At 66.6% G+C, this 16,754-nt stretch carries 18 protein-coding genes; 5 read left to right on the forward strand and 13 right to left on the reverse strand.

Annotation, left to right across the window (positions count from 1 at the left end; all coding sequences use genetic code 11):
- Positions 1-54: 54 nt before the first annotated feature.
- The 3 genes from QM682_RS08390 to QM682_RS08400 all read right to left on the reverse strand — a co-directional run bounded on the left by QM682_RS08390 (position 55) and on the right by QM682_RS08400 (position 5,138).
- The gene (locus tag QM682_RS08390) at positions 55-3,108 is read right to left on the reverse strand and encodes an efflux RND transporter permease subunit (RefSeq protein ID WP_415128670.1); all 3,054 of its coding nucleotides are present in this window, start codon (positions 3,106-3,108) and stop codon (positions 55-57) included.
- A complete protein-coding gene (locus QM682_RS08395; protein ID WP_415128672.1) occupies positions 3,105-4,298 on the reverse strand; it encodes an efflux RND transporter periplasmic adaptor subunit in 1,194 nt (397 codons plus the stop codon). The genes QM682_RS08390 and QM682_RS08395 overlap by 4 nt, the downstream gene beginning before the upstream one ends.
- Before the next feature lie 63 nt (positions 4,299-4,361).
- Positions 4,362-5,138 carry a division plane positioning ATPase MipZ gene (locus QM682_RS08400; protein ID WP_415128674.1) on the reverse strand — a complete coding sequence of 259 codons (777 nt, stop codon included), beginning with the start codon at positions 5,136-5,138 and terminating at the stop codon, positions 4,362-4,364.
- 236 nt (positions 5,139-5,374) lie between these two features.
- Between QM682_RS08400 and QM682_RS08405 the strand changes: the two genes are divergently transcribed.
- Together QM682_RS08405 and QM682_RS08410 are read left to right on the forward strand one after the other, a co-directional pair.
- Positions 5,375-5,599, forward strand: a complete 225-nt coding sequence (locus tag QM682_RS08405; RefSeq protein ID WP_415128675.1) for a hypothetical protein — start codon at positions 5,375-5,377, stop codon at positions 5,597-5,599.
- Positions 5,596-5,823, forward strand: a complete 228-nt coding sequence (locus QM682_RS08410; RefSeq protein WP_415128677.1) for a hypothetical protein — start codon at positions 5,596-5,598, stop codon at positions 5,821-5,823. Before QM682_RS08405 ends, QM682_RS08410 begins: the two co-directional genes overlap by 4 nt.
- A gap of 125 nt (positions 5,824-5,948) precedes the next feature.
- Here QM682_RS08410 and rpmE read toward each other — a convergent pair whose 3' ends face one another.
- The 8 genes from rpmE to ffh form a co-directional block, all read right to left on the reverse strand.
- Complete coding sequence (gene rpmE / locus QM682_RS08415; protein ID WP_415128679.1) at positions 5,949-6,170, reverse strand: 50S ribosomal protein L31; 222 nt, start codon at positions 6,168-6,170, stop codon at positions 5,949-5,951.
- 11 nt (positions 6,171-6,181) lie between these two features.
- Positions 6,182-6,562 carry a 50S ribosomal protein L19 gene (rplS, locus tag QM682_RS08420; RefSeq protein WP_415128681.1) on the reverse strand — a complete coding sequence of 127 codons (381 nt, stop codon included), beginning with the start codon at positions 6,560-6,562 and terminating at the stop codon, positions 6,182-6,184.
- Positions 6,563-6,574: 12 nt separating this feature from the next.
- Positions 6,575-7,408 carry a tRNA (guanosine(37)-N1)-methyltransferase TrmD gene (trmD, locus tag QM682_RS08425; RefSeq protein ID WP_415128682.1) on the reverse strand — a complete coding sequence of 278 codons (834 nt, stop codon included), beginning with the start codon at positions 7,406-7,408 and terminating at the stop codon, positions 6,575-6,577.
- Positions 7,405-7,911, reverse strand: a complete 507-nt coding sequence (gene rimM, locus QM682_RS08430) for a ribosome maturation factor RimM (protein WP_415128684.1) — start codon at positions 7,909-7,911, stop codon at positions 7,405-7,407. The genes trmD and rimM overlap by 4 nt, the downstream gene beginning before the upstream one ends.
- A 6-nt stretch (positions 7,912-7,917) precedes the next feature.
- Positions 7,918-8,280: a 30S ribosomal protein S16 gene (gene rpsP / locus QM682_RS08435; RefSeq protein WP_415128686.1), complete on the reverse strand. Its 363-nt coding sequence runs from the start codon at positions 8,278-8,280 to the stop codon at positions 7,918-7,920.
- 37 nt (positions 8,281-8,317) lie between these two features.
- Entirely contained in the window at positions 8,318-8,614 is a 297-nt protein-coding gene (locus QM682_RS08440; protein ID WP_415128688.1) for a chorismate mutase, read from the reverse strand.
- Positions 8,615-8,702: 88 nt separating this feature from the next.
- Positions 8,703-9,245, reverse strand: coding sequence for a GNAT family N-acetyltransferase (locus QM682_RS08445; protein WP_415128690.1), 543 nt, complete (start codon positions 9,243-9,245; stop codon positions 8,703-8,705).
- Complete coding sequence (ffh, locus tag QM682_RS08450) at positions 9,245-10,741, reverse strand: signal recognition particle protein (RefSeq protein ID WP_415128692.1); 1,497 nt, start codon at positions 10,739-10,741, stop codon at positions 9,245-9,247. The genes QM682_RS08445 and ffh overlap by 1 nt, the downstream gene beginning before the upstream one ends.
- 242 nt (positions 10,742-10,983) lie before the next feature.
- Between ffh and QM682_RS08455 the strand changes: the two genes are divergently transcribed.
- Both QM682_RS08455 and QM682_RS08460 read left to right on the forward strand, forming a co-directional pair.
- The gene (locus tag QM682_RS08455; protein ID WP_415128694.1) at positions 10,984-11,553 is read left to right on the forward strand and encodes a peroxidase-related enzyme; all 570 of its coding nucleotides are present in this window, start codon (positions 10,984-10,986) and stop codon (positions 11,551-11,553) included.
- A gap of 74 nt (positions 11,554-11,627) precedes the next feature.
- Positions 11,628-12,473, forward strand: a complete 846-nt coding sequence (locus QM682_RS08460; protein WP_415128747.1) for a DMT family transporter — start codon at positions 11,628-11,630, stop codon at positions 12,471-12,473.
- A gap of 102 nt (positions 12,474-12,575) precedes the next feature.
- On the opposite strand, the gene QM682_RS08465 is transcribed toward QM682_RS08460, so the two are convergent.
- Positions 12,576-14,534 carry a methylmalonyl-CoA mutase family protein gene (locus tag QM682_RS08465; protein WP_415128696.1) on the reverse strand — a complete coding sequence of 653 codons (1,959 nt, stop codon included), beginning with the start codon at positions 14,532-14,534 and terminating at the stop codon, positions 12,576-12,578.
- A gap of 224 nt (positions 14,535-14,758) precedes the next feature.
- On the opposite strand from QM682_RS08465, the gene QM682_RS08470 reads away from it, so the two are divergent.
- Positions 14,759-15,649 (forward strand): alpha/beta hydrolase fold domain-containing protein, encoded by an 891-nt coding sequence (locus tag QM682_RS08470; protein ID WP_415128698.1) that lies wholly within the window; start codon positions 14,759-14,761, stop codon positions 15,647-15,649.
- Here QM682_RS08470 and QM682_RS08475 read toward each other — a convergent pair.
- Positions 15,646-16,704, reverse strand: a complete 1,059-nt coding sequence (locus QM682_RS08475; RefSeq protein WP_415128700.1) for an acyltransferase family protein — start codon at positions 16,702-16,704, stop codon at positions 15,646-15,648. The genes QM682_RS08470 and QM682_RS08475 overlap by 4 nt on opposite strands.
- Positions 16,705-16,754 lie beyond the last annotated feature (50 nt).

Here is a 16,754-nt window from a genome sequence, read left to right on the forward strand (position 1 = left end):
TAGGGGGCCGTAAAACGTGGGGGCAAAGCCCCCGCCCCCCTCGACCACCGACACCTATTCGGCCCGTTCGGATCGCGTGTTCAAACCGATCCAGCGCTTCAGCCACCGCCCGATCCGCACCTGCCCGCCATGGATCAGCGAAAACAGCGACGGCACGAACAGCAGCGACAGCAGCGTGGACAGGATCAGCCCGCCGATCACCGCGATGGCCATGGGAGCACTGAACTCGGCCCCCTCGCCCCGCCCCAAGGCCGAAGGCACCATGCCCGCCGTCATCGCGATGGTGGTCATCACGATGGGACGCGCGCGCTTATGCGCAGCATCCAGGATCGCGGCGCGCTTGTCGACCCCGTTATCGATGGCGCTCAGCGCGAATTCGACCAGCATGATGGCGTTCTTGGTCACGATCCCCATCAGCATCAGAAAACCGATCACCACCGCCATGCTGATCGAATTCCCGGTCAGGAACAGCGCCAGGATCGCGCCTCCGATGGCCAGTGGCAGCGACATCAGGATCGAGACCGGCGTGACGAAATTATGAAACAGCAGCACCAGCACCACATAGGTCAGCATCACGCCCGAAATCATCGCCACGGCAAATGCCTGAAACACCTCGCCCATGATCTCGGCATCGCCCGCAGCCTGGATCTGCGTGCCGGGCGGCAGGTCGACATCGGCCTGCAAGCGGGCAACCTGGGCGCTGACCGGCCCCAGCAGCGCGCCATCGGCCAGGTTCGCCGAGACCGAGGTCCGATAGCGCCGGTCATAGCGGCCTATCTCGGTCGCGCCCGCCGAAAGCGACAGATCCGCCACGGCCTCCAGCGGCACCTGCCCGGCCGAGCCCGGCACGCGCAGGTCGCGCAACAGGCTCAGGTCGCGCCGCGCGGCCGCGTCAAGCCGCACCATGATCGAGATCTGCTCCTCTCCGGTGTTGAACTTCGCCAGGTTCGAATCGATGTCGCCGATGGTCGCCACGCGCAATGTGGTCGCCAGCGCGCTGGCCGTCACCCCCAGTTCCGAAGCCACCTCGTCGCGCGGGCGGATCTGGATCTCGGGGCGCTGCAAGGCGGCGGATGAAGTCACGCCCTCCAGCGTCGGCAGGGTCTTCATCGCCGCCATCAGCCGCTCGGCCGCCTCGGTCGCGCCCGCCTCGGTCTGGCCCAGGACCGAGACTTCGAAATCGCTTTCGCCGGCCTCGTTCTGAAAGGTGATGCGCAGATCCGGGATCCGCGCCAGGTCGCGCTTCAGAACGTCCTCGATCTGGAACGAGGATCGTTCCCGCGCGTCCTTCGGGCCGTAATTCACCAGGATCTGCGCCTTGGTCACCTCGCCATCACCGCCGTTGACAAAGACCGAACGCGCCTCTCCCTCTTCAAGGATACGCGCCGAGATGCGGCGGGCGACAGCCTCGGTCTCGGCGATGGTCGATCCGGGGGGCAGTTCGACCGTGATCTGGCTGCGGCCCACATCCTGCGAGGGGATGAACTCGGTCGGGATCAGCGTCGCCGAAAAGATCGACGCCGCAAAGACTGCCGCCCCCAGAAGCAGCGTCACTCCGCGATGGTGCAACGTCCAGTCCAGCACCCGCATCAGAGCCGACAGGAACGGGCCATCCCGCGCTTCGCCCTCGTGCATGCCGCTGCGCAGCAGATAGGCCGCCATCATCGGCGTGATCAGCCGCGCCACCAGCAGCGAGAACAGGACCGAGACCGCGACGGTCAGCCCGAACTGCTTGAAATACTGCCCCGGGATCCCGCCCATGAAGCTGACCGGCGCGAAAACCGCGACGATCGAGAAGCTGATCGCGATCACGGTCAGGCCGATCTCGTTCGCGGCCTCCATGCTGGCCTCGTAGGCGGGGCGGCCCATATGGATATGCCGCACGATGTTCTCGATCTCGACGATGGCGTCATCGACCAGGATGCCGGTGACCAGCGTGATCCCCAGCAGGCTGATGCCGTTCAGCGTGAAGCCCAGCCAGGACATCACGAAGAAGGTCGGGATGATCGACAGGGGCAGCGCCACCGCCGCGACCAGCGTGGCCCGCCAGTTGCGCAGGAACAGAAAGACCACCACCACCGCCAGGGCCGCACCCTCGAACAGGGTGTTCATCGTGTGCCGGTAGCTTGACAGCGTGTGCGTGGTCGCGTCGTCGATCAACTGGATGCGCATGCCCGGATTCTGGGTCATGATCTGGGCCAGCCGCGCCTTGGCCCCGTCCCCCGCCACCAGGTCGGACTGGCCCGAGCCGCGAAACACCCCGAAGCCCACCACCGGCTGGCCGTCCACCAACGCGAACTTGCGTTCCTCGCTGGGGCCGTCGGTCACGCGGCCAAGCTGGTCCAGCCGCACCGTGCGCGCGCCCTCGATCAGGATCGGCATCGCTGCCAGCCGCGCGACATCGGGTGCCGATCCCAGCGCGCGGATCGAATATTCCCGCCCCGCCAGATCGCCCCGGCCGCCGCCAAGGTCGATGTTCTTCGCGCGCAACTGATCCGAAATCCCGGCCGCCGTCAGTCCCATGGCCTGGATGCGGCCGGCGTCCAGTTCGACATTGATCTGCCGGTCGGCGCCTCCGATCCGGGTGATGCTGGCCACGCCCTCGACCGTCGAAAGCTCACGCGCAAGCACGTCATCGACGAATTTCGAGATTTCCTCGATGGATTTCGTCGGATCGCTGACGGCATAGGTCAGGATCGCCTGGCCGGTCACGTCCAGCCGCCGGACCAGCGGCTCTTGCACCGAGTCGGGCAGGTCGGCGCGGACATTGGCAACCGCGTCCTTGACATCGTTCACCGCACGGTCGGTATCGGTCTCAAGCTCGAACTCGACATAGATATGGGCCGCGCTGTCGGTGGCGGCGGCGGTGATATGGCGCACGCCGGTGATCGAAGACAGCGAATCCTCGATTGGCTGGACCACCTGCCGCGTCAGCTCGGAAGGCGCGGCGCCGGGCTGGCTGACCGTGACCTGCACCAGCGGCAGGTCGATATTCGGCATCGCCGTGACCGCGAGCCGGCTGAAGCTGTAAAGCCCGACCAGAAGCAGCACCAGGAAAAGCGCGATGGGCGGCACCGGGTGGCGGATCGAGAGGGTCGAGAAATTCATTCCTTCTCCCCCTGGGTCGCCATCCCCCGCGCCATGGGCACAGGGCGCACCGCGTCGCCATTGCCAAAGAAAGCCCCCGCGCGGGCAAGGACGGTTTCGCCCTCGTCCAGCCCCTCCAGGATCTCGCGCCGGTCCTGCCACAAAAGCCCGGCCTGCACCGGGCGCGTCTGGATCTTGCCGTCGCGGACGACCTGCACGCGCGCGCCCTCGGCATCGGCCAGCACGGCGCCGGCGGGCACCGTCAGCGCCTCGTGCCGGTCGGTGGTGATCCAGCCCCGCGCGAAAAGGCCGGGGCGCAGGCGCGGATCGGAATCCAGCGTGATCCGCGCCTGTCCAAGCCGGGTCGCGGGATCCACGGCGGCGGGCACCAGCCGCAGCCTGCCCGCGACAGTGCCTATCCCCGCAACCTCGATCTCGGCCGGATCTTCGGGCTTCAACTGGTCCAGAGCCGTCTCGATCACATCGGCGGCAAGCTCGACCTCGCCGCCGCCGATCATGGTGAACAGGGGATCGGCGCCCGTGCCGGAAATGGCGCCGATCTGGGCATTGCGGGCCGTGACTATACCGTCCACGGGGGCGGTGATCCTGGCATAGCCCAGGTTCAATTCCGCGATCCTCCGCGCCGCCTGGGCCTGGGTCAACGCCGCGCGCGCCACCCTCAGCCCGTCCGAGGCGGAAGCCGCCGCCGCCCGCGCCGAAGCTTCGGTCGCCACGGCCTGATCCAGCACCGCCTGGCTGGCATTGCCGCCCTGACGCAGCGCGCGGGTGCGCGCCAGCGCGGCGGCGGCCTGGGTCAGCGCGGCATCCGCGCTGACGATCTGGCTTTCGGCCTGGCGGATTCCGGCCTCGGCGCGCTGCTGTTCGGCCTCGGCCTGGGCAAGCTGGGCCTTCAGGCTGTCATCGGCCAGCAGCGCCAGGACATCGCCCGCCTTCACGCGCGCGCCCGCCTCGGCCCGGATCTCGCGGATCTCGTGGCCCTGCACATTGGCATGGACCTGCACCGGCACCCGCGCCACCAGCGAGCCGGATATCGGCACCCGCGCCCGGACCTCATGGCGCAGCACGGGCGCGACGGTGACGGTGGGCACAACCGGGGCTGCGGCTGCGGATTCCTCGGCCACTGCGGCCCAGGGCAGCAGGGCCATGCCCGCCACCAATACCGCTGCGGCGATTTCCGCCATGCCCCTCATCTCGCTCTCCTTGCCCAAGATCCGCGCAAGAATAGGCAATGCGGCGACCCGCAACAATGGCGCCTAGAAATTCACCATGACGCCGGGCAGCCGCAATTCGGTGATCAGGTCGCGCAACTCCTGCCGGGCGGCGATATTGGACATGCTGAGCTGCTCGGTCCCGATATCCTTCTGGTCCAGCAGCGTCAGGCCGCGCGGGAACAACTCGCGAAATATCACCCGCTCGGAAAAGCCGGGCGCGACGCGAAAACCGATCCGCTTCGAAAGCGTGTCCAGCGCGCCGCCGACCTTGCGCTTGTTGTGCATCGCCTGGGTGCCCAGACGATTGCGCAGCACCAGCCAGTCGATCGGCCCCGCACCCGCCTGGCCGCGCATCTGCCGGGCGCCCCAGACCATCTCGGCATAGATCGAGGGGCCAAGCACCTTGCCATCGGGCGACATGCGCGCCAGCAGGTCAAAGTCGATGAAGCTGTCATTCATCGGCGTGATCAGCGTATCGGCCAGGCTATGCGCCATCTGGCTAAGCTTGGTATGCGAGCCGGGACAGTCCAGCAGGATGAAATCGCAATCCGGCTCCAGCGCCTCGACCGCATGGGACAGCGGGTCCGAAGCCGCCTCGGGGTCCAGCACGCCCAGCCGCGCGCTTGGCAGGTCCAGCCCCGCGCTGCGGATGAAATGGGCACGGTTCTCAAGGTAGCGGCCAAAACTGCGCTGGCGCACGTCCAGGTCCAGGGCGCCGACGCAATGGCCCATCCGCGCCAGCGCGGTCGCGACATGCATTGAGGTGGTGGACTTGCCCGAGCCGCCCTTTTCATTCCCGACGACGATGAGATGGGCCACGAATCCTCCCGGCTGGCTGGCATTGCGCGGCGAAGACTAGGCGCACGGACCCGGCTTGAAAAGCTCCGGCAATCGGCCTGCCGCCCGCGAAATCCGTCGGCGGTTTCGGCCAGGGGGCTGATCCGGCTGCGGATTTAATGACGACTTTTCTGATAGATATTTTTCTTGCAATAAGCGGTGCCTTGTGTCGTAATAGCCACAGAACAGACGCAATCAGACCCGGAAAGGAGCCGAGGATGACCCACCTGATTCATTCGACTTCCGCAGCCTTGCGCGGTCTTTGCCACCCGGCCGCCGCCCTGGACCGCCTTGACGGCCGCACACGGCGGGTTGCCGGGATTCCCATGGCCGTGCCGGAACGCCATCCCGCCGCCGCAGCGGCCGGATTGATGCGCCCCCGCGACGAGGGCCGCTGGGACAGTTTTCTGGAGCGCATGGACATCAAGGGAGTGGTCCAATGATCCGTTTCGCCTTGCCGAGCGCGGCGCCTGAAATCGCGCCGCCTCGTGCTTACGCAACCATCGCCGTCTCGGCACATCAAAGTGCGCAGGGGCCGGTCTTGCGGGAATATCGCGATGGCCGCGTCGTGATCGATACCGGCCAGGGCAGGCTGACGGGCCTTCCGATGGGCGTCCGCCCCGTGTCGGAACCGATCTGGTCGCCGCTTTTCGCCGGACTGGTATAGGGCGCGAACACCTTCACTCTGATCCCGGCATTGCCCACCGGGCCGGACCAGAGCCACACGGCCAATAAAACAGAAACGCCGCCCTTTCGGGGCGGCGTTTCGCGTTTCTGCCTTCAGGTCCGGGATCAGAAACCCAGGCCGGCATATTTGTTCTTGAACTTCGACACGCGGCCGCCGGTATCCATCAGCTTGGCCGAACCGCCGGTCCAGGCGGGATGCACGGTCGGGTCGATGTCCAGCGACATGGTGTCGCCTTCCTTGCCCCAGGTCGAGCGCACCTGATAGGTGGTGCCGTCGATCATCTTGACCGTGATGAGGTGATAGTCGGGATGGGTATCTGCTTTCATGGCGCGTCTCCTTAAGCCTTGGCGTCGGCTTTGGGCTTGTAGTTGGTGATCTCGGCGATCCGGGCCGATTTACCGCGACGGTCGCGCAGGTAATACAGCTTGGCGCGGCGGACGCGGCCGCGGCGCACCACGGTGATCGATTCGATATTGGTCGAATACAGCGGGAAGACGCGCTCGACGCCCTCGCCGAACGAGATCTTGCGCACCGTGAACGAGGCGCCGATGCCGCCGCCCTTGCGCGAGATCACGACGCCTTCATAGTTCTGCACGCGCGAGCGGGTGCCCTCGGTGACTTTATAGCCGACGCGGACGGTATCACCGGCCTTGAAGTCGGGAATTTCCTTGCCGAGTTCGGCAATCTGCTCGGCTTCGAGCTGGGCGATCAGGTTCATCGCTTTGGTTCCTTACGGTTGCTCGCGGTGGTTCCGCGATTGGTCTGATGCGCCCGAGAGCTGTCGGTCCTTTGCCGGGTCCACATGAGTGTCCTCATATGCCCGCCACAGGTCGGGGCGGCGTTCCTTGGTCAGCCTTTCGGCCATGTCGCGCCGCCATGTGGCAATAGCCGCGTGATTTCCCGAAAGCAGAACCTCGGGTATCGCGCGGCCTTCCCATTGGGCGGGCTTCGTATACTGGGGATGTTCAAGCAGGCCCTCGGAAAAGGATTCCTCGGCCAACGATTCCTGATTCCCCAACACGCGCGGTATAAGGCGAACCGTCGCGTCGATCAAGACCTGGGCGGCCAGTTCGCCCCCGGTCAGGACATAATCGCCGATGCTGATTTCCTCGACCGCATGGGCGTCCAGCACGCGCTGGTCCACGCCCTCGAACCGGCCGCAGATCAGGGTCATGCCCGGGCCGTTCGCCAGTTGCCGCGCGCGCTCTTGCGTGAAGGGCTTGCCGCGCGGCGACAGGTAGATCACCGGCAGGCCCGGCCCCGCCTCGCGCAGCGCCGCGTCCATTACGTCGGGACGGATCACCATGCCCGCGCCGCCGCCGGCAGGCGTGTCGTCGACATTGCGATGCTTGCCGATGCCGAAGGGGCGCAGATCGGTGGTGCGCAGGTTCCAAAGCCCCTGGGCCAGCGCCCTGCCCGTCAAGGAAAGGCCCAGAACACCGGGAAAAGCCTCGGGGAAAAGCGTGATGATCTGGGCGGTCCAGGCGCCCTTGACCTGCGGCTCGGCCATCAGGTCGCGGGGTTGCAGGCTTTCGCGGATCGACAGCCGGCCATGGGATTTCATGCCTCGGAATCCTCGGGCGGGTCGGCGATGATGCGCCCGGCGGAAAGGTCCACCGTCGGCACGAAGGCGCGGGTAAAGGGCAAAAGCAGCGCCTGCCCGCGCCCCGGCCCATGGATTTCCAGGATGTCGCCCGCGCCATGGTCATAGATGGCGCGGACCTCGCCGATCAGGGCACCGCCCGTATCATAGACGGAAAGCCCAATCAGATCCGTATGATAAAACTCATCATCCGGCAGCGAGGGCAGCTTGTCGCGGTCCGCCCAAAGGGTCAGGCCCTTCAGCGCCTCGGCCTGCTCGCGGGTCTCGACCCCCGAGAGCCGCGCGCCCAGCCCCCCCGTCACCGGGCGGGTCAGGCGCAGGCTGAAGCTGCGCTTGCCATCCTCGGACCAGAGCGGACCATAGGACGCGATGTCATCGGGCCGCGAGGTAAAGCTTTTCAGCCGCACCTCGCCCCGGACGCCGAAGGCGCCCGCGACCGCGCCGACACAGATCCGCTCGGCCATCGGGGATTATTCCGAAGCGGTTTCCGCGGCGGCGGTTTCGCGGGCGGCGCGTTTCGCGGCGCGCTCTTTCGCGGCCTTGCCCGGCTCGCCTTTCTTCAGGTTCTTGCGCTCGGTTTTCTCTTTCACGCCAGAGGCTTCCAGGAAACGCGCCACGCGGTCGGTGGGCTGGGCGCCCTGACCCAGCCAGTATTGCACGCGCTCGACATCCATCTTGATGCGGTCTTCCGAATCCTTCGGCAGCAGCGGGTTGTAGGTGCCCAGCTTCTCCAGGAAACGGCCGTCGCGCGGCATGCGCGAATCGGTCGCGACGATCGAATAATGCGGGCGTTTCTTCGAGCCACCACGGGCCAGACGGATCTTCATTGCCATTGCGTTTTCTCCTTGGAAATGGCTTGGGGGAATGCCCCTAGGATTGAAAGGTCTCGTGATGCCTGATCACTTCGGCGATCACGAAATTCAGGAATTTGCGCGCGAATTCCGGGTCGAGATCGGCCTCGCGCGCGAGGCGTTCCAGCCGCTCGATCTGACTCGCCTCGCGGGCGGGATCGGACGGAGGAAGGTCGTGTTCGGCCTTGAGGCGGCCGACATTCTGGGTGTGCTTGAAGCGTTCGGCCAGCGTATAGACCAGGATCGCGTCCAGCCGGTCGATGCTGGCGCGATGCTCTTTCAGAAGCCGCGCGGCGCGGTTGGCGTCATCACTCACGCGGAAAACTCCAGGCAATTGATTTTCAAGAAAGTGGCGATGCACGGCCCAGACACAGGGCATGCACCGCGCATGCACGGGGCATCTCTCATGCGAGGGCCTCCATCGGGTGGCGATACATGAGCACATGCTTGCCCAGAAGATCGATTTCCCGCTCGACCGAGGCGCCCATACGCTCGGCCAGCCGGCGCGAGCGCGCATTGTCCGGCGCGATCAGCGAGATCAGCGCGCCAAGCCCCATGCGGGCGGCCTGCGCGCGGGCAGCAAGGGCGGCCTCATGCGCGTAACCCAGCCCCTCGAACCCGTCGAAGATCTGCCAGCCCAGTTCGGGCTCGGGCCATTTTTCTTCGTGATTGTGAACCCCGATACGGCCGACAACGCAGCCGGTCGCGGCCTCTTCGATGGTCCAGTAGCCATGGCCGCGAATGATCCAATGCCCGCAGACCATCAGGATATTGCGCCAGGACTCGAACCGGGTCATCGGCCCACCCACGAATGTCGCGCGGGGCGAGGCCAGGAACTCGGCCACCGCATCCAGATCGCCGGCCCTCGGCTCGCGCAGGATCAACCGCTCCGTGCGGGTCACCGGCACGGAGACGCTGAACAGCGCCGGGGACGGAGCCATCGTCATCACTTCTTCCCGAACAGGCCCGAAAGCCCGCCGGGCAGGTTCAGCCCGCCAAGCTGGCCGCCAAGACCCTTGGGATCTTGCAGCATCTTGGTCGCCTCGGCCATCTGGGCGGGATCGACATTGGCCATGTCGGGCAGCCCGCCGCCCTTGCCGGTCATCGCGCGCATGGCCTGTTTCAGCATGCCGCCCTTGCCCATCTTGCCCAGCTTCTTCATCGTGTCGGCCATCTGCTTCTGCATCTTCAGAAGCTTGTTCAACTCGGCCACCTCCATGCCGGCGCCGGCGGCGATGCGCCTTTTGCGGCTGGCCTGCAACAGGTCGGGATTGGCGCGTTCCTTTTTCGTCATCGAGTTGATCAGCGCGATCTGGCGCTTGATCGCCTTGTCGTCGAAGCCCGCAGCCTCGGCCTGCTTGGCCATCTTGCCCATGCCGGGCATCATGCCCATGATGGACTGCATGCCGCCCATCTTCATCATCTGCTCAAGCTGGCTCTTCAGGTCGTTCATGTTGAAGAGGCCCTTCTGGAACCGCTTCATCATGCGCTCGGCCTGCTCGACCTCCAGCACCTCCTGGGCCTTTTCGACCAGCGCGACGATATCGCCCATGCCAAGGATGCGGCCCGCGATCCGCTGCGCGTCGAAGACCTCGATCGCGTCCATCTTCTCGCCCAGGCCGACGAAGCGGATCGGCTTGCCGGTGACAGCGCGCATCGACAGCGCCGCACCGCCGCGCCCGTCGCCATCCATCCGCGTCAGCACCACGCCCGAGATGCCGACCTTGCCGTCGAACTCGGTCGCGACGTTCACCGCGTCCTGGCCGGTCAGGCCATCGACGACCAGCAGCGTCTCGCGCGGGTTGGCCACGTCGCGGACGGCCTGAACCTCGTCCATCAGCACCTGGTCGATATGCAGCCGACCGGCGGTGTCGAGCATATAGATGTCATAGCCGCCCAGGGTGGCCTGCTGCCTGGCGCGCTTCGCGATCTGGACCGCGTTCTCGCCCGGCACGATGGGCAGGGTGTCGACACCGATCTGCTGGCCCAGGATCGCAAGCTGCTCCATGGCCGCCGGGCGGTTGGTGTCCAAGGACGCCATCAGCACGCGCTTCTTCTCGCGGTCCTTCAGGCGCTTGGCCAGCTTCGCCGTGGTCGTGGTCTTGCCCGAGCCTTGCAGGCCCACCATCAGGATCGGCGCCGGAGGGTTGTCGATGCGCAGCGCATCCGGCGCGCCCTCGCCCTGCAAGACCTTGATCAGCTCGTCATGGACGATCTTGACGACCTGCTGGCCGGGGGTGACGGATTTCGTGACCGCCGCACCCGTGGCCTTGCCGGTCACGGATTTGACGAAGCCGCGCGCCACGGGCAAAGACACGTCGGCCTCAAGCAGGGCCACGCGCACCTCGCGCATGGCGGCAGCGACATCATCCTCGGACAGCGCGCCCTGCTTGGTCAGCCGGTCGAAGACGCCGCCAAGGCGGTCGGACAGGTTTTCAAACATCGGCGGCCCTCCTGATGGTTGCCGTTCGGTTCTGGACCCGCCCGAATGAGGGCGGCATAAGCGGTAACGCCCCCGTGGGCGCAACGCGCTGACGGGGGGCGATCCCCGGCTGACGCAGGGGACCGGAAGGACGGTCCTTCCGGGAATCCGGGGGTGGATAGGCCGAAACGGCGCCCGAGTCAACTGCGCCCGCCCGATTGACCCCGCCCCCGCTTTGGCGAAAGCTGCGCGAAGGAGGACCCATGACCCATCCGATCAGCCGCTTCCCCGTCCCGTCCCTGGACGAGATGCCCCCCGACATCGCCGCCCATATCCGAAAAGTCGCCGAGAAATCGGGCTTCGTGCCGAACATCTTCCTGGCGCTGGCGCACCGGCCGGACGAATTCCGTGCCTTCTTCGCTTATCACGACGCGCTGATGGAGCGCGAGGGCGGGCTGACCAAGGCCGAGCGCGAGATGATCGTCGTCGCCACCTCGGGGGCGAACCAGTGCCAGTATTGCGTCGTGGCGCATGGCGCGATCCTGCGCATCCGCGCCAGGCATCCGCTGATCGCCGACCAGGTGGCGGTGAACTGGCGCAAGGCAGATCTTTCGGTGCGCGAAAGGGCGATGCTGACCTATGCCGAAAAGGTGGCGCTGCGGGCACAGCACATCGACGAGCAAGATCACAGGACCCTGCGCGATGCCGGCTTCGCCCAGGACGAGATATGGGACATCGGCGCCATCGCCGCCTTCTTCGGCATGTCGAACCGGCTGGTGAATGCCGGCGACATCCGCCCCAACGATGAGTTCTACATGCTGGGCCGAACGTGAGCGCCAAGGCCGCCGCCTCCCCCGCAGCCTCTCCCGAAGACCGGAGGCGCGAAGCGCTGCACGGCCATGCCGCCATGTCGCTGTTCCCTCTGGCCATCTCCGGCTCATTTTCGCTGGGCGCGCGGGCCGCGAACCTGATCGACCCGGCGGCGATCTCGGCCGCGCGCTTCGCCATCGCGGCGGGGGTGGTGGCCGGGGTGGCGGTGGCGGGGCCGGGCATCCGGCGCGGCAGCTTCCGCGCGCCCTGGCGCTATCTTGTGCTGGGCGGCCTTTTCGCCGCCTATTTCGTGCTGATGTTCAAGGGATTGAAGACCGCGGCCCCGGTTTCGGCGGCTGCGGTCTTCACGCTGACCCCTCTGATCTCGGCCGGCTTCGGCTGGCTGCTGCTACGCCAGCGCATGACCCCTCGCATCGCGGCGGCGCTGCTTCTGGGCGCGGCCGGCGCGCTGTGGGTGATCTTTCGCGGCGACATCGGAGCCCTGCTGCGGCTGGAACTGGGCCGGGGCGAGGCGATCTATCTGGTCGGCTGCGTGGCGCATGCGCTTTACACGCCGATGGTCCGCCGCCTGAACCGGGGCGAGACCCCGCTCGCCTCGACCCTGGCCACGCTTTGCGCGGGAACGCTGGTGCTGCTGGTCTGGGACTGGCAGGCGATCTGGCACACGGATTGGGCGCATCTGCCGGCCATCGTCTGGATCACGCTGATCTATGTCGCGGTCTTCGCCAGCGCCCTGACGACGCTGCTGGTGCAATATGCCGCCATGCGCCTGCCCGCCTCGAAGGTCATGGCCTATACCTATCTGACGCCGCTCTGGGTGATCCTGCTGGAAGGCGCGTTGACCGGCCGGACGCCCGGCGGCGCCCTGCTGCCCGGAGTTTTCGCCACCATCGCCGCGCTCCTGCTGCTGCTTCGGGACTGACGGCACCGCCGGATTGGGTATTTGAAAAACGAAGAAGCGCCTTTGGCGGAGGCGGCAGCCCTTCTTCGTTTCCCAAATACCCCCGAGGCGCCTGCCACCGGATCAAGCGGCGGCCTCCTGGGGCGAGACCAGCGCCACAATGTCCAGCATGATCCGGTTCAGTTCGAAATCCTTGGGCGTATAGACCCGCGCCACGCCCATCGCCCGCAGCCGGGCGGCGTCGTCGTCGGGGATGATGCCGCCGACGACGACGGGCACATGGGCCAGGCCGGCGGCGGTCATGCGCTCCATCAGATCCTCGATCAGCGGCAGGTGGCTGCCGGAGAGGATCGAGAGGCCGACGATATGGGCGTTCTCCTCGGCGGCGCGGGCGACGATCTGCTGGGGCGTCAGGCGGATGCCCTCATAGGTGATGTCCATGCCGCAGTCGCGGGCGCGGAAGGCGATCTGCTCGGCGCCGTTCGAATGGCCGTCGAGGCCGGGCTTGCCGACCAGGAATTTCAGCCGGCGGCCCAGGCGCTGGCTGGCGGCGTCCACCGCCTCGCGGATCGGCTCCAGCCCTTCGGTCCGGTTCGAGGGGCTTTGCGAGACGCCGGTGGGGCCGCGATATTCGCCATGGACCTCGCGCATGACCCGCGCCCATTCGCCGGTCGTGACGCCGGCCTTGGCGGCAGCGATGGAAAAGGGCATCACGTTGCGCCCCTGGCGCGCCGCCTCGCGCAGCGCGGCCAGCGCGGTCTGGACGGCGGCCGCGTCGCGGGCCTGGCGCCAGGCGCCGAGCCGGGCGATCTGTTCCTGTTCGACCGCCGGATCGACGACCATGATGCCGCCATCCCCGGCCGTCAGCGGCGAGGGTTCGCCCTGCTGCCAGCGGTTGACGCCCACCACCACGGTTTCATTCGCCTCGATACGGTTCAGGCGGGCGGCGTTGGATTCCACAAGCCGGGATTTCATGTATTCGATGCAGGCGATGGCGCCGCCCATCTGATCCAGCGTATCGAGTTCGGCGCGGGCGCCGGCCTTGAGTTCCTCGACCTTGGCGGCGATGACGGGGTTGCCGTCGAAAAGGTCGCCATATTCCAGAAGGTCGGTTTCATAGGCGACGATCTGCTGCATCCGCAGGGACCATTGCTGGTCCCAGGGACGCGGCAGGCCCAGAGCCTCGTTCCAGGCCGGAAGCTGCACGGCGCGGGCGCGGGCATTCCTGGACAGCGTGACCGCCAGCATTTCCAGGAGGATGCGATAGACGTTGTTTTCCGGCTGCTGCTCGGTCAGGCCAAGGCTGTTCACCTGCACGCCATAGCGGAAGCGGCGGAACTTCTCATCCTCGATGCCGTAGCGGTCCCGGCAGATCTCGTCCCAAAGCTCGGTGAAGGCGCGCATCTTGCACAGCTCGGTCACGAAACGAATGCCCGCGTTCACGAAAAAGCTGATCCGCCCGACCATGCTGGGGAAATCCGCCGGCTCGACCTTGCCCTTCAGGTCGTCCAGCACCGCGATGCCGGTGGCCAGCGCATAGGCCAGTTCCTGTTCCGGCGTCGCGCCGGCCTCTTGCAGGTGATAGGAACAGACATTCATCGGGTTCCATTTCGGCAGGTGCTTGGCCGTATAGGCCGCGACATCGGTGATCATCTTCAACGAGGGCCTGGGCGGGCAGATATAGGTGCCGCGCGACAGGTATTCCTTGATGATGTCGTTCTGCACCGTGCCTTGCAGCAGGCGGATGTCGGCGCCCTGCTCCTCGGCCACGGCGATATACAGCGCCAAAAGCCAGGGCGCCGTCGCGTTGATCGTCATCGAGGTGTTCATCTGTTCCAGCGGGATCTGCTGAAAAAGCGCGCGCATGTCGCCCAGATGGCTGACGGGCACGCCGACCTTGCCCACCTCGCCCCGCGCCAGGATGTGGTCGCTGTCATAGCCAGTCTGGGTGGGCAGGTCGAAGGCCACCGACAGGCCGGTCTGGCCCTTTGCCAGATTCGTGCGATAGAGTTCATTCGACTTTGCCGCAGTGGAATGCCCCGCATAGGTCCGAAAAAGCCAGGGTTTGTCTTTCTGCGCCACGACCGTGCCTCGCAACTTTATTACTACAGTGCAATGGGTAGCGTAACATTGCTGCGGCGTCAATTCGCCGCGATGCAGAAATTCCGGGCGCCCTGTGCCTTTGTTTTCAGCGGAAACAGGGGATTTGCAGGGTTGCGGGCCCTCGCGCGTGCCGCACCGCTGTCGCGGCGGGGATCGGAATGCTAGCTTGGCCGCAACGAGCGAACGACAGGCAGGAGACAGGCATGATCACCCGCCGCGGCGCGCTTGCGGGTCTGGCAAGCGCCCTGGCCACGCCGGCCCTGGGCCAGGGAAGCAAGGCTTCCGACCTGGCCGAACTGGCCTATGACGACACCTCGCCCCGCAACCGGCTGGACATCCACCGGCCCGAGGGGCGCGGTCCCTTTCCGGTGCTGCTGGACATCCACGGCGGCGGCTTTCTGTCCGGGGACAAGCGCCAGCTGGCGGTGCCCGCCCCGGTGCTGGCGGCGGGGATCGCGGTGGCGCGGATGAATTACCGCCTGTCGAACCAGGCGCGCTGGCCCGCCCAGCACGAGGACGTGCTGGCCGCCGCGCATTTCCTGCAATCGCGCGCGGGCGAACTGGGGCTGGTGCCGGGGCGGCTGGCGCTGGGGGGCCGTTCGGCGGGCGCCTTCCTGGCGGTCTCGGCCGCGCTGAGCATGGTGCAAAAGGGCAAGGCCCCCGCCGCCGTGGTCGATTTCTACGGTCCGATGGATTTCGGCAGCATGGATGCCGACATGGCGCGGCTGGGGATGCCGGTCAAGCGCCCACCGGCCGATTCGCCGCAAAGCGTGGAATCGCTGCTGATCGGCTATGCCGTGGGCGCGCGCCGGCACGAGGCGAGCGCCATGGGGCCGGTGGGCCGGCTGGACGCGATGGCCGATGGCCTGGCGCTACCGCCGCTGATGATCCGGCACGGGCTGATGGACAGCATCGTCTCGGCGGGCCAGGCCGAGCATCTGCGCCGAGCCTGGCGCCGCGTCGACCCCAGGACCGAGATCGATTTCAAGCTGCTGAAATCCGAAGGGCACGGCACCCGCGCCTTCGGCGGCGCGGAAGTGCTGGGCGACATGGCGCGGTTCCTGACGCGCCACCTGAAGCCGGTCGCGGGCTAGGCCGGGACCGCGGCGCCTTGGCGCGGCGCGGACTTGTCGCGCAGGCCCAGCACCAGCAGCCGGGTCAGGGCGAAGCGGCTGCTCAGCAGATGCAGCAGGACCGGCAGGCCTATCCCCAGCGCGGTCCCGCCCAGGACCAGCAGCCAGGGCGATTCGATCCCTAGCTTTTCCAGCACCCGCCGCGACATCGAGGTCGCAAGGATATGGTAAAGATAGATCGTCAGCGAATAGGCCCCCAGCCATTGCAGCCAGCTCAGGCGAGGCAGCAGCAGAAAGCCCGCGATGGCCGCCCCCGCGCCGAAAAGCAGGCTTTGCAGGTCCAGCCGCTGGTCCGAGAACGCCCCGGTCTGGTGCAGGATGTGCAGGTTCATCGCCAGGCCCAGGCCCAGCATCGCCAGCCCGCTCAGCGCCACCGCGCCGCGATGGGCGCCGATCCAGTCCAGATGCCGGATGAAGGCCAGGCCCAGCAGGAAATAGGCCAGAAGATGCGTGATCCGGTTCAGTGCCATGATGTCGCTTTCAAAACCCCAGCCCATGGCCACGGCCAGAAGCGACAGCGCCAGCACCGGCATCAGCACGCGCCCCCGCGTCAGCACGTCCAGCGTGCCATAGGTCGCGAAGATGACCAGCATCACCTGAAGGAACCAGAAGATGGTGTAATGCCGCAGATAGGCATCCCAGGGATGGCTTAGGATCTGCCCGTCGGGCGCGCCCATGGCGCGCGCCATCAGCATGAAGACGGTGATGGCCGTAATACCCGGCAGGGCCAGGCGGCGCAGCTTGCCCTTCAGGAAGGCACCCAGCTTCTCGGGCTGGACCGGCTTCAGCCCATAGACCACGCCCGCCACGAAGGCGAAAAGCGGCATGCGCAGGTCGACCAGCAGATCGGCATAATAGCGCAGCGGATGCGGATATGAGACGCCCAACCCGCGCTGCTGCTCGGCACCGCCGATGACGTGGAAGCTGACCAAAAGAATGATGGCGATGGCGCGGACCGTCTCGATGGGCAGATGGCCCGGACGAAGCGGCGCGGCGCCCCGAAAAAGGGAAGGCATGATGAAACCTCGGCAATCTTAAACACCCCGAGCATAGGCGAAGGCGAACC

It is taken from the genome of Paracoccus sp. (in: a-proteobacteria) (genome assembly GCF_047605025.1).
GTDB lineage: Bacteria > Pseudomonadota > Alphaproteobacteria > Rhodobacterales > Rhodobacteraceae > Paracoccus.